This window comes from Priestia endophytica (assembly GCF_026790145.1).
GTDB lineage: Bacteria > Bacillota > Bacilli > Bacillales > Bacillaceae_H > Bacillus_I > Bacillus_I endophytica_A.
The window spans coordinates 220,495-233,048 of the sequence record NZ_JALAMS010000003.1 but is presented as its reverse complement, the minus strand read 5'-3'; the positions used below and the strand labels follow the sequence as shown (position 1 = coordinate 233,048).

The window sequence follows — 12,554 nt, the reverse complement described above, 5'->3', positions numbered from 1 at the left end:
TTGCCGAGTACAATTTTTGTCATTATAATGAGAAAGTGAACATAGTGAAGTTGTTCAAATACGACACTATTTTCACACATCTTTCCCTATTTTTTTTTAAAAACATCAAAATGTAACATAGATTTAATAAAACGATAATACATAAAACATGACTATAGTTTTGGTGAATATGTATAGATTTCAAGCTAACCTATGATTTTAAAGGAGGGACTTTTCTCAGTGCTTACCAAATATTATACAGCAAAAGGGCAAGGAGAACATGAGATTATCATCCAAAAGTCACGCTTTATCTGTCATGTACAGCGCGTGAAAACAGAAGAAGAAGCACAAAACTTTATCCAAGACATAAAAAAAACGCATTGGAATGCTACCCATAACTGCTCTGCTTATCTTGTAGGAGAGCGCGATCAATTTCAAAAAGCTAACGATGATGGTGAACCAAGTGGAACAGCAGGTGTACCAATGCTTGAAGTATTAAAAAAACGTAGTTTAAAAGATACTGTTGTTGTTGTTACACGCTACTTTGGAGGTATCAAACTAGGTGCTGGCGGTTTAGTACGAGCATACAGCAAATCAACATCAGAAGGTCTCAACGCTGTAGGAATTGTTAAGCGAATCCTAATGAAAGTCATGCATATAAAAGTAGACTATACTTGGCTTGGCAAACTTGAAAATGAACTGCGCACATCTACTTATAAGCTTAAAAATATGAACTATGCGGAAAATGTTGAATTCGAGGTTTATGTTGAAGAGCCTCGTATTGATTCCTTTGTCGAATGGATGACAGAATTAACAAATGCACAGGCAATAATTGAAGAAGGAGAAAATACCTACCTAGAAGAAGACGTTCTCTAAAGGCTTGTTTACGAATATGAAGAAACATTGTAAAATGAAATCTAACGCTTTGAGTGAACACAGTGATTTTCTCAAAACAAACCAAAAAACTATTTAATGTTTTTCATGCGGGAAGACATTAAACTATTCTGTCTTAAAATTTTATTAATTTTGTTAAAAGGAGTCAAAGGATGTCTCAATACAGACGTTTTCAAAAGAAAGTAAACAAGCGCAAGCGAAGAAGACGACTATTCATCTTCCTTGTTTTACCTATTTTACTTGTTGTCGGAAGCGCCACTGCTTATGGATTTAACTTATTTGCTAAAGCAAAAACTGCAATGGATGAATCATTTGAAAAGATTGATCGTGCTCATTCTCCACTACGAGAAGGCGCAATTGATCCAGACGATGATAACATCTCTATTTTATTTATGGGAATTGATGAAACAGAACAGAGAAACTATGGAAATAACACAAGAACAGATGGTCTTATCCTTGCTACATTTAATAAAAAACAAAAGTCCGTTAAGCTTGTGAGTATCCCTCGTGACTCTTACGTGTACGTTCCTGAAGAAGGTAAGAAAAATAAGATTAACCATGCTCATGCCTCTGGTGGTTCAAAAGCTACAATGGAAACTGTTGAAGAACTATTTGATGTTCCTGTAGATTATTATGTGAAATTAAACTTCAAAGCATTCATGGAAGTTGTGGATTCTCTTGATGGGGTAAAAGTAAACGTCCCTTATGAAATGTATGAGAAAAATTCAAAAGATGAGCATAATGCTATCCATCTTGAAAAAGGTGTTCAAACATTAAATGGTGAAGAAGCATTAGCCTTTGCAAGAACACGTAAGCAAGATAGTGATATTTACCGAGGACAGCGTCAGCAAGAAGTGATGAAAGCCATTGTTAATAAAGCTTCTTCTGTTGGATCAATCAACAAATATGAAGGTGTAATTAAAGCAATTGGTGACAACATGAAAACAAACTTGACTTTTAATGATATGCTTTCGTTTTATGATTATGCAACAAAAGGAACAAAGCTTGATATTGAAACATTAACGCTTGAAGGTGAAGATTACCAACCTGGAGGCACATATTATTACAAGCTCAATGATGATTCTGTTGAAAAGATATCTAAAAAGTTGAAGAAACATCTGGAGATTGACTCTTCAAGCAACTAACTAAAAGAACGCCTTGTAGAAGGCGTTCTTTTTATACAAAAAAGCACTGACTATCTAGTCAGTGCTTTTTCTTTACGCGTTTTTTCGCATTCCGCGTACCATATTTAAAATTGGACGGTAACTTTGATGTACAAGACCAATTTTTTCAACGATAATTTCAATCGTAATAAGCAAAATTCCTATAACAAGAACAGAGGCCCACATATCCACTTTTGATAAGATAATGGCTGCTAGACCAAAAACGGCGCTCATTGCATAAATAATGAGTACTGTTTGACGATGGCTATAGCCTACTCTTATTAAACAGTGGTGAAGATGGGATTTATCCGGTGCTGATAACGGCTGCTTTTTCACAATACGACGCACAATTGCGAAAAATGTATCAGAAATTGGTACACCGAGAACAATAATTGGAAGGATAAAAGATATTACCGTTACTCCTTTAAAACCAAGAAGCGATAAAACGGAAATAATATATCCTAAAAATAAGGCTCCTGTATCCCCCATAAAAATCTTAGCTGGGTGGAAATTGTACAGTAAAAAGCCTAATGTACTTCCAAGGGTAATAACACCCATTGTTACAACAAATGGATCATTCATCATAATAGCCACACCAGAGACAGTAATTAAACAAATAGATGAGACACCTGCAGCCAGCCCATCTAGTCCGTCAATCAAGTTTATGGCGTTTGTAATTCCTACAATCCATAAGATTGTGATTGGAATACTTAGAAACCCAAAGTGGAGCATTCCATCAAACGGGAGGTTTATGGATACAACTTTTACATCTCCATAAATAACAACAACAGCTGCTGCTAAAAGCTGGCCCGCTAACTTATATTTTGCAGATAGCTCAATAATATCATCTAAAACCCCTGTGATAATGATGATGATACTTCCTAAAACAATCGGCCAAGCAAATTTATTATCTGGTTGCATAATCAAAAAGCCGATGATAAAGCTAAAGAATATTGCTAATCCTCCCAAACGAGGCATAATGCGCTGATGAACTTTTCGTTTATTTGGTTTATCTGTAGCCCCTACGACGAAAGCTAACTTCTTTACAAGAGGTGTTAGTAAAATCGAAGAGATAAAACAGATAAACAAGGTCAAGTACAACATGTAGACCCTCCTCAGGCTTATCTTAACCAAATCAATTCTTAATCAATACTTAACATCTTCAATTGGTTAGTATTACAAGACACTTTTTTGTCTTTTTATACAGGTTTTGTAACTTCTTTGTAGCTACAGAGCATTTTTGACCAATAAAAAGGTCTAACAATGAAGATTTTCAGTTACCAAAAGGATTATACCACATAGAATCTATGACTTAAATAAGATTTTTAGCTCTAAAAATTTAAAAATTCTATGACATTATAAAACTAACGTAACTAAAATCCTTTTTAATTAGACTTTTGGATCTTACCGCTGTTTTTATAGGAATTTATTCTCTCTACAAAACTATAATCTTTTTCTCTTAATCTGTCAAAATTCTATCTTTTTTTTCTGAATAATAGAATCATAATAAAGCTCACTTAGATCATCATTTTTACAGCTATTCTGACCGAAGATATTTTTCCATAAAAAATAGCCGCAGAAAATCTCCGGCTATTTTATCACTTTGCGCTTCATTTTATTGAAGAAAAAAGAAATCTCAGGGATTTTAGTAACTGCACCAGCTAACAACACAGTGATGACAAAAAGGATTCCTCCTATAATGAGACGTCCTATGCTGTTTTCAATAGGTAATCCCCACCCTATAAGAACTGTAACAACTGTGAGCAACAGAAGAAAAATCCAAATAGAACCGCTTAATAGAGAGCTGCGTATACTAAGCCCTAGTTTCCCTTTTCCAACAATAATAAGAGCCATAAATTGAACAAATGCACTGATGGTTGTTGCTAAAGCAACACCACTAGCTCCCATGCTTTCCATAAACAGATAGATAAGGCTAACGTTGATTACAAAAACAGCAATAACCCCACTTACTACCGGGAAGAATGGACGCTCTAAAGCATAGAAAAAGCGCGTCACATAAACATTTGCTCCATGTGCGAACATTCCAATAACAAACCATTTCAAAAGCGTTGCTGTAAGCATTGTAGAATCTTCTGTGAAAGAACCATATTGAAATACAGCTTCAATAATTTCATGGGCATATACATAAACAAAAATTGTAGCCCCTCCAATGCATAAAAGAAGCGCTTTTAACCCTTTTTCATACATCAGATTGACACCTTCACTATTTCCTTTAGATGCTTCACCTGCAAGTTTTGGATAAATAACGGTTGTAACAGCTGTCATTAGAACTACTTGTGGTAGCTGAACAAGCTTTGAAGCATAGTTTAAAGCTGCAATGACCCCTTCGCTTAAATCAGAAGCAAACATACGCTGAATTAAAAAATAAAACTGTAGTGTTGCTCCTCCTAACAAAATGGGAATCATCATTCTAAAAAACCGTTGGACATACGCTCCTTCTTTCATACTTAAGCGAAAACGGAATGTCATGATATTATACTTTTTAATTTCAATAGCTAACAAAATACACATTACAATTGCGCCTGCAAGAGCTCCTACATTGTAAGCATCGATTCCAAGGAAAGGGTACAGAATAAGTACGAGTACAACAAAACCAGCATTGTTAGCTAATGTTGAACATGCTGGCATAAAGAACCGATTATAAATATTTAGAATTCCTGTTAGCCACATTGACAACACAAGAAAAAGAGATGACGGAGCCATCCATCTAAATAGGTAAACAGTTGTCTCTTCCGTTTTTGCAGAAAGACCTGGAAAAAGAACCTGTACAATTGAGCCTGCAAAAACAACAAGTAAAAGAGACAAAAAAGCCATACCAATACATGTATAAGTAAACAGCACTTCTTGAAATTGACGCTTTTCGTCTTCTTTAGTCATCTTTTTATAAATGCTAATAAAAGCCGTTGTAATAGCTCCTCCTAATACAGTATAAAGGAACATTGGAATCGTGTAGGCTAATATAATAGAATCAGCCTTATCTGATGTTCCAAATTGATATCCAATAACTGCTTCCCTAAAAAAACCAAAAAAACGGGAAAGAATATTGAGTAGAGCCACAACGCCTATTACAGCTAAAAGCGATTTTTTTGACATACCCTTAGTTCTTTCCCTTCACATTCTCATCTATAAATGATTCGATCAATGAGAGAATGTTATTTTTCCCACTATAAAAAGGCTGTGGTGTAAAGTGAGCAGCTCTTTGAAGGACCTCTTCAAAATTATCTTCATCTGTCCAAGGAATAAGGTGACCTGTTCTTGAAAATTGATTAACAATCTCAAGCTGATGATCATCATTATGCTCACCATATTTAATAAGCCGAGGAGCTGCAATTAATGTCTTTCCTTTTTTAAGACCTGATGTAATTGATCCTGTGCCACCATGAGTAATAATGACTCTTGCTTCATCGTACAAGCGATCCATTTCATCATAGCTTGTAAAATCGATAAGCTTCATATGTTTTGAATTAAATGGTGTATGTCCGACTTGAACAATAACATCCTCTTGAATTAATCCTGCTTCTATTGCTTCTTCAACAGCTTCTAGAAGCCTTGTGAAAGGGAGCTCATGAGTTCCTAAGACAACTAAAATCAATAGATTGAACCTCCATGCACTGCTTTTGGATAATGTACTTTCATCGTTTCCCACTGCACGATAAACAAGTCAGCAATCGGATAAACAAGACGTCCTGATATTGTTGGAGTCGTTGTTTTTGCGAAGCTTTCTATAAAGATAACTTTCTTTCCGAATAGCTTTGCGATATAGCACATTGGAACAGCTGTATGAGCTCCTGTTGTTACGATAACATCAGGCTTTTCTCTTAAGAATAGATACAGCGATTTGAAGCAGTTATAAGTGAACTTAAATAAGTATCGAAACAAATAGTTACGAGCCCCATATACAAGAAAGGACATTTTATATTCCTTTTGAAGGGCTTCTGTAATAACAGAGCGTTCTGTAATAATATGATAATCGTATTTTTGAAACAGTGGTTTTAACTGTAAGAGCTGTGTTAAGTGTCCACCAACAGAAGCAATAAATAAGACTTTCTTTTGTTTGTTTTTCTTTCTTCCCATTTTCTACCCTCCAAGAGGAGAATAAACGTTGATTACTTTCCGTATTAACGTTTGTTGATCATTCTCTTGTGCTCTTTTCTCGCCATTTGAAATCAATTGTTCTCTAGAAGAAACATCAGTCAACACTTTATTCATTCCTTCAAAAAGCGATGAAACATTTTGCGGCTCTACTAATATACCGCTGTCTTCATTTAATAAATAACGCAGACCACCTACATTTGTGCCCACAACAGGCGTATGACAGCTCATTGCTTCTAACGCAACAAGACCAAACCCTTCAATATGAGATGGCAATACAAAGGCATCTGCAGCACTCATCCATAATGCAACCTCTTGTTGTGCTCGAGGTTCCAAGATATCTACATTCCCTACATTATGATCTTTAATGTAAGCTTCCAATTCTTCTCTAAAACGAACATCTTTTGTTGCTCCCATTAAAATGAGACGTTTATTATCCTTTGGAAGTTTCTCATAAGCTTGAACAAGATCCATTAGTCCCTTTTGCTTAATCAAATTGCCCACAAACAAGAAAATATGCTCATTCTGCAACAAATCTAACTTCTCTCGAGCTACTGCTTGGTCTGTAGGTTTGAACACTTCTCGATTCACGCCCATATTAATAATAGAGAGCTTTTCTTTTGGAACATGAAAGCTTTCATGAATCTCTTCATAAAGCTCATTTCCAACTGCAATAACATGATCTGCTTCTCTTAATATCTTTGCCGTCCACTTACGAATACGCGGAGATTTTTTCGCCATTTTATCAATATCTCCACCATGAGCTGTTATAATCATTCTACATTTAAATAATTTCTTATATAAAAGGGCTAACACCCCTGTTGGAAATACGTAATGAGCATGAACAGCATCATAAGAACGCCCTTTTGTAAGCAAGTTACCTGCTGTTTGGAGCGCCCATTTTCCATACTTTTTCAATACATTTGCTTTTCCCATATTTGGGTTTTGAACTGCTACTACATCTACTTCTAGTCCCTGTTCTCTTAATGCATTCACTTGATTTTTAACAAAAATGCCAAATGTTAAAGCCTCTTTACTTGGGTACATATTACTTAATACTAGTAATTTTTTCGGTTTCATTTTCGTATCACCGCACTGTATTATTTTCTCGCTAACTTTTCTAACCCTTTTGCAGCACGCTGTGCGAAAGTTTCAGAAAGATCTTCATAAGCACACTGTGTCTCATCCCACTGTCTTGTCATTGCTTGCACTTTTTGCAGGAAAGTATCTTTTTCTTGTAAAGCCCCAATCTCTACAAAATATTCTTCCTTGCCAAGCGCTTGAAGAAAGTGCTCCACCTTATGATGATAACCAACGCCAAGCACAGGTGTACTTGCCACAACTGACAAAATTAAAGAATGAAGTCTAGTCCCGATAATTAAGTCTTGCTCTGCACAAAGCTTAACAATTTCGTCTGGGTGCAAGTTTTCATCTTCAAGATGGACAAACTGTTTATATGTCATCATATCATAAATCTCTCTTGTAACCTCAACATCTTGAGGGTACTTCGTTGAGAAAAATGTGACAATGGCGCCCTTTTTTTCAATAAGTTCATCTAGATTTTGAGCCATACCTTTTACATAGGACTCATATTTACTGTCATCTCGCTGTGGCCAATATTGTTTACTAAAGTAAGGAACAGCTGTAACAGCTACTTTTTTAAGCTCATTTGTTTTACTTCTTTTGCGAACTGGTTCAATAGCAAAGGCAGGGTCTCCGATAATGTCAATCTCTTTTCGGATTCCAATGTCCTTTAATAACTCTTTAGACTTTACATCTCTTACTGAGATAGAGTCTGCTTTATTTGCTAATGTTTTAATAAAAAACTTTCCTGCCTTTGTTGTAATAGGGCCAGCTCCTACTCCATAAATCACTACCTTACACTTAGCATAGTATCCGAGTAAACCGAGCGTACTATAAAGAGGCGCATCTCTCTTATACATATCCATTAAGAGACCACCGCCGCCAATAATAAGTAAGTCAAGGTCTTTCATAATTTTAAAACTTTGCTTGACAGTATGAAGGACAGAGAGAATAAAGTTACCTTTCTTATGTAAAAGAGGAACTGCCTTGATGTTGTAACGAGACTCTGTATTGCTTGGATTGTTACTAAAAATGACAATTTCACCTTTACGAATACCTAATGTATTTAACTGTGTTAAGATGCCTGACAAAATGGCCTCATCTCCATTGTTGTCATGCCCGTAATTTCCAATAATACCTACTCTCATCATGTGTGCACCTATTATCCGACTTTCTGTTGTATTTATAATAAAATGTTGTTTTTAGCTGAAATTCGTCAACTTTTTTATTATACTACTCTTACTAAAAGGATTAAACCTTTGATACCATAATTTTTGTCGAAACTCGGACAATGAAATGGTCTTATTAAAATACGAAAAAAGAGAAGGATTCCTCCTTCTCTTTTTCTATTATAAGCTGTAGTTATAAGCTGTAGTAATTCTTAATTCCTAAGTAGATTGCTTCTGCAAAAAGATTGCGATAGTAATCAGATTTAAACTTAGCGGCATCTCCTGAATTTGTAAGAAAACCTAATTCAACAAGAACACTCGTCATATCTGTATTACGCACAACATAAAAATCGTTATCTTTTGTTCCTCTATCGTTCATTCCAACTAAAGAAACAAACTGTTCTTGAATTTCTTTTGCTAGAACTGCACTTTCCGATCCATTAGTATTTTGAGATGTATCATAGTACACTTCAGAGCCATTTGCAGAAGGTGCTGAAGGCGCTGAGTTTGCATGAACACTAACAAACATATCTGCATACTTGCTTTGTGCAAGATCTGTGCGGTCTTTAAGCTCTGGATATGTTGCTGCATCAGTTCTTGTCATAATAACTGTTGCTCCAGCAGCTTCCAGCTTTTTCTGAACACGTTGTGCCACATCTAACACAAGTTCTTTTTCAACAACTCCATTACCGCTAGCACCTGGATCTTTTCCACCATGACCTGCATCAAGCACAATCACTCGGTTTGCTACAGAGCTTCCTTGCTCATTTTTAAGTTTTAAGTAGAGCTTATGTACATATCCAGTTTGTCCATTATAACGTACTTTTACCCAATAACCCTGTTGGTCCCCAAGATAGTCTACTTTTATCCCTCTCTTTAAAGAAGCAACAACACCACTGCTTGTAGATGGACCACTACGCATATTGAGAGAATCAGTTTTTACAATTCCGTATGTACTTGTTGTTGCTGGAGGAGTTGTGGACGAATCACCGTTCTCTGCGTTGCCAATGCGATAGCTTGGTTCAATTGTTCTACTTAAGAATACAGAAAACTGAGCACGATTCACGCTGTTATACGGGCTATAGTGGGTACTATCAGTTCCTGTTGTAATTCCGTGTTGATAAAGTTTACTTACATACGGACGAAATTCTTGATTAATCCATACATCGCTAAACGGTTCAACTGTATCATCTTTAACAGAGAGATCATATTCTTGCTCAAAGGTTCTAACGAGAAGTTTACTCATCTGCGCTCTTGTTAATGTTTCTTCCGGTTTAAATGTACCATCATCGTATCCACTGATAATCCCTTTTTGTTTCGCTAAACTGATCCATCCCGCTGCCCAATGGTCTTTTTTAACATCGGAAAATACATCGTTTGAAACAGTTGGTTCTTTTTCCCCTAAAGCACTTAAAATCATTTTAGCTGCCTGAGCTCTTGTAACTTTGTTATTAGGTAAAAACGAACCATTGTTATACCCCTCAATAATTCCTTTTGAATGTAAGAAATTAATTTCCTTACTCGCCCAAAAACCACTTGAAACATCGTTAAAATTTGCTGCTGCATGTGCCTCTCTTGCATTGCCTCCAAGCACAGACGGAAGCGGCGCAGAAGCTAGTAAAAAACCTGCTGCTGCACAAGAAACAACTTTCTTCCACATAAAAAAATAGCTCCTTTCATTTTTGGTATAGCAGCGCAAAACAACAGCTGCCCCGCTTACCTAAAGATACTAATATTTACTCATTTTTATAGGTTATAACTCATTTGCCAATTATATCAAATTTTGTCGTAAATTCAATGTATGATAATAGATTGATAACTTAATAATCCCTTGACTAGCAAGGGATTAAGCTATATAAACATCCAAATATTTTATTTTCTTTACAAATCAAAAACCACTTCTACACTCCTATTTCTTTATACCTAAGTTAAGGAATAATAAGGGAACAAGAAGGAAAATAGGCACACCCCTTCCCTAGACAAATTTCTGCAATATTCGACAATCTTTATTTTATCATTTTATGGTTTAATTTCCATTTGCTCTTATACCTAACTTTTTGCATTTTTCAGGAAGTTCTTCTAGCTATTTGTGGGGAGTTTTGGTGAAAAAGGGAGATTTGACGCATACTAAAAGGTGGAATGAATTGATTTTACGGTATGTAAAAATTCATTCCACCTTTTTTCTTTTATCATTAATGTGTCCATATGTTCATTCCTTTGACAAGTGAGCCTATGCTATTTTAAACGCTTGCAAGTTGCTCTTGTTTTTCTAATAGTTTTGATACTTTATCTGCCACAGCTGAAATGTCTTCTCCTTCAACAACAACGTAAGTTTCTTGTGTTTTCTTAGCTGTTAATATAAAAGGAACAAGTTTTGTTAACTCTGCAACATTACAAATCTCTAAATCTTTGTAGAAGAAAATTTTGCACCCATGTGTTTTCGTAAGCTTGTACAAATACGTCATTTCCTTAAGAGTTAACCGACTTCCCGCTAGATTAAATGAAACGATGTTTGACATTTTAACTGCACTCCTTATTTAAATAGTTAATTTTTGTAATTCTATTGTTTCATATATATACTGGTTTTGAAACCGGGTTATTTTGTCATAGAGGCACTTTTATTGTTGAATAAGGGTTTATCTTTCTACTTATTAAGTACCCTTATTTTTTTTTGTAAACGTTAGCATTCACTCTTTTTGCGAGCGTACATTTTATGGATAACAAACCCAATAATAGCAATGCCTGCAATCACAAAAATATACGTCTGAGCCTGTGAGGTAATGGAATTAGCCATTTTTAGATTACCTGCTCCCCCTACTAGAATCATTGCTAGTACCCATGGAAAGATACCTAAGAATGTTAGCAATAAAAATGGAAGAATGCGTATTTTTGAAATTCCAGCTAGATATGAAACATAGTTGCCAACTCCAATTGGTCTTGCAAGAGCAATTGTCCATTGACCACATTTTTGGAACCAGTGCTGACTTTTCTTAAATACTTTTTTATCTTTCCATTTTTGAGATAGCTTATCTTCTAGCTTATAGCCAATTCCATAAGGGATAAGGCTGAATAGTGTATAGCAGATGCTTCCTATAGTTGAGATCCAAAACGCATAGAGAAAAGAACTATTTAGTAGATAACCATAAATAAGTGTGATGAGAGCACCTGGGAACGGTAGAGAAGAAGCCTCAACAGCAAGGCCAGCTAAAAGACCCCATATTCCAAAATCTTTAAGCGTTTCTGTAATAAAATCCATCATACATTCCGACTCCTTCCCCTTTTGGAAAGAATATAGCCTTTATGATTGATTATTAAACAAGTTAATTAATGGAAAAGAAAAAAGCGCATCGTGAAGACGCGCTAGGTCATAATTATAAGCGTACTGTTTCATTGTTTGTAATGATAACTAAAACTTTACCTTGATCAAGCTTTTCTTCATACATCTCAGCTTCAGTTTTAGAAAGACCAACCTCGCTTAATTTATGACGAAGCTCGTCCCCTTTTTTGTTAAACAAGTTGCTTGCAGCAGTACCTAAACCCATTTCTTTAATGCCGATTGTGTTTGCATCTGCATTATTAGCAACACGGTTTGTTCGTTCATCATCATGGGATAATACGTAGATTCCTTGGACTTGAAGTTTCTTCACATCTTCTTTTAATAACTCATCATTTGTATACTCGCGTACTACTGGTTTCATAATCTTAAATTCCTCCTTTATGAAATGTATAAATACTACTCCACAGAAGAAAAGATTTAAAACATAAAGAGCACATTTCAAAGGAGAAATTTAATAGGTTTATATATTAGGGACTTTGATGAAGTCGTTTGTTCCTTAACGTACGCCCTCCATAATAAAGAACTCCTCCTAGTATGAATGAAAGGATTAGGCCCAGGTTTGTAGCTTTTGATAAAAATTCTTGATCTGCAATATTTAGTACATAAAGCGCGTGTCCGAACAGCTCTGGGCTAGAAGTAAAAGCCGAGCTTCCTGTCATCATTAAAAACATCGGTGTCACAAACATTATAAATATATAAAGTAAAGATGCCGAAACACTTACTAATAAAGCATTTAGAAATATTTTCATGATCTTCCTCCTTATAAAAGATTAATAATATCATTTTAACGCAAGTCGCTACATAAATGTAAATTAA

The 12,554-nt window shown here is 35.4% G+C and carries 13 protein-coding genes; 2 read left to right on the top strand and 11 right to left on the bottom strand.

The features are described from left to right. Positions 1-219: 219 nt before the first annotated feature. Both MOC86_RS05340 and MOC86_RS05335 read left to right on the top strand, forming a co-directional pair. Positions 220-855 carry a YigZ family protein gene (locus MOC86_RS05340; protein WP_268583132.1) on the top strand — a complete coding sequence of 212 codons (636 nt, stop codon included), beginning with the start codon at positions 220-222 and terminating at the stop codon, positions 853-855. Positions 856-1,025: 170 nt separating this feature from the next. After that, the gene (locus tag MOC86_RS05335) at positions 1,026-2,018 is read left to right on the top strand and encodes an LCP family protein (protein WP_019394863.1); all 993 of its coding nucleotides are present in this window, start codon (positions 1,026-1,028) and stop codon (positions 2,016-2,018) included. Between the two features lie 72 nt (positions 2,019-2,090). On the opposite strand, the gene MOC86_RS05330 is transcribed toward MOC86_RS05335, so the two are convergent. The 11 genes from MOC86_RS05330 to MOC86_RS05280 all read right to left on the bottom strand — a co-directional run bounded on the left by MOC86_RS05330 (position 2,091) and on the right by MOC86_RS05280 (position 12,487). Next, positions 2,091-3,140, bottom strand: a complete 1,050-nt coding sequence (locus MOC86_RS05330; RefSeq protein WP_019394862.1) for a glycosyltransferase family 4 protein — start codon at positions 3,138-3,140, stop codon at positions 2,091-2,093. A gap of 486 nt (positions 3,141-3,626) precedes the next feature. Beyond that, positions 3,627-5,150: a murein biosynthesis integral membrane protein MurJ gene (gene murJ / locus MOC86_RS05325; RefSeq protein WP_268583131.1), complete on the bottom strand. Its 1,524-nt coding sequence runs from the start codon at positions 5,148-5,150 to the stop codon at positions 3,627-3,629. A gap of 4 nt (positions 5,151-5,154) precedes the next feature. Continuing rightward, positions 5,155-5,649: a PssE/Cps14G family polysaccharide biosynthesis glycosyltransferase gene (gene pssE / locus MOC86_RS05320; RefSeq protein ID WP_268583130.1), complete on the bottom strand. Its 495-nt coding sequence runs from the start codon at positions 5,647-5,649 to the stop codon at positions 5,155-5,157. Further along, entirely contained in the window at positions 5,646-6,131 is a 486-nt protein-coding gene (gene pssD, locus MOC86_RS05315) for a PssD/Cps14F family polysaccharide biosynthesis glycosyltransferase (RefSeq protein ID WP_243516458.1), read from the bottom strand. The genes pssE and pssD overlap by 4 nt, the downstream gene beginning before the upstream one ends. A 3-nt stretch (positions 6,132-6,134) precedes the next feature. Then, positions 6,135-7,229: a glycosyltransferase gene (locus MOC86_RS05310; protein ID WP_268583129.1), complete on the bottom strand. Its 1,095-nt coding sequence runs from the start codon at positions 7,227-7,229 to the stop codon at positions 6,135-6,137. Positions 7,230-7,249: 20 nt separating this feature from the next. Continuing rightward, on the bottom strand, positions 7,250-8,380 hold the full coding sequence (locus MOC86_RS05305; RefSeq protein WP_268583128.1) for a polysaccharide pyruvyl transferase family protein: 1,131 nt from the start codon (positions 8,378-8,380) through the stop codon (positions 7,250-7,252). A 214-nt stretch (positions 8,381-8,594) separates the two neighbouring features. Then, complete coding sequence (locus MOC86_RS05300) at positions 8,595-10,061, bottom strand: N-acetylmuramoyl-L-alanine amidase (RefSeq protein WP_268583127.1); 1,467 nt, start codon at positions 10,059-10,061, stop codon at positions 8,595-8,597. A gap of 580 nt (positions 10,062-10,641) precedes the next feature. Beyond that, on the bottom strand, positions 10,642-10,920 hold the full coding sequence (locus MOC86_RS05295) for a hypothetical protein (RefSeq protein WP_268583126.1): 279 nt from the start codon (positions 10,918-10,920) through the stop codon (positions 10,642-10,644). Positions 10,921-11,081: 161 nt separating this feature from the next. After that, the gene (locus MOC86_RS05290; protein WP_268583125.1) at positions 11,082-11,660 is read right to left on the bottom strand and encodes a DedA family protein; all 579 of its coding nucleotides are present in this window, start codon (positions 11,658-11,660) and stop codon (positions 11,082-11,084) included. Positions 11,661-11,772: 112 nt separating this feature from the next. Next, complete coding sequence (locus MOC86_RS05285) at positions 11,773-12,099, bottom strand: general stress protein (protein WP_268583124.1); 327 nt, start codon at positions 12,097-12,099, stop codon at positions 11,773-11,775. A gap of 106 nt (positions 12,100-12,205) precedes the next feature. Next, positions 12,206-12,487, bottom strand: coding sequence for a hypothetical protein (locus tag MOC86_RS05280; protein WP_268583123.1), 282 nt, complete (start codon positions 12,485-12,487; stop codon positions 12,206-12,208). Positions 12,488-12,554: the final 67 nt, after the last annotated feature.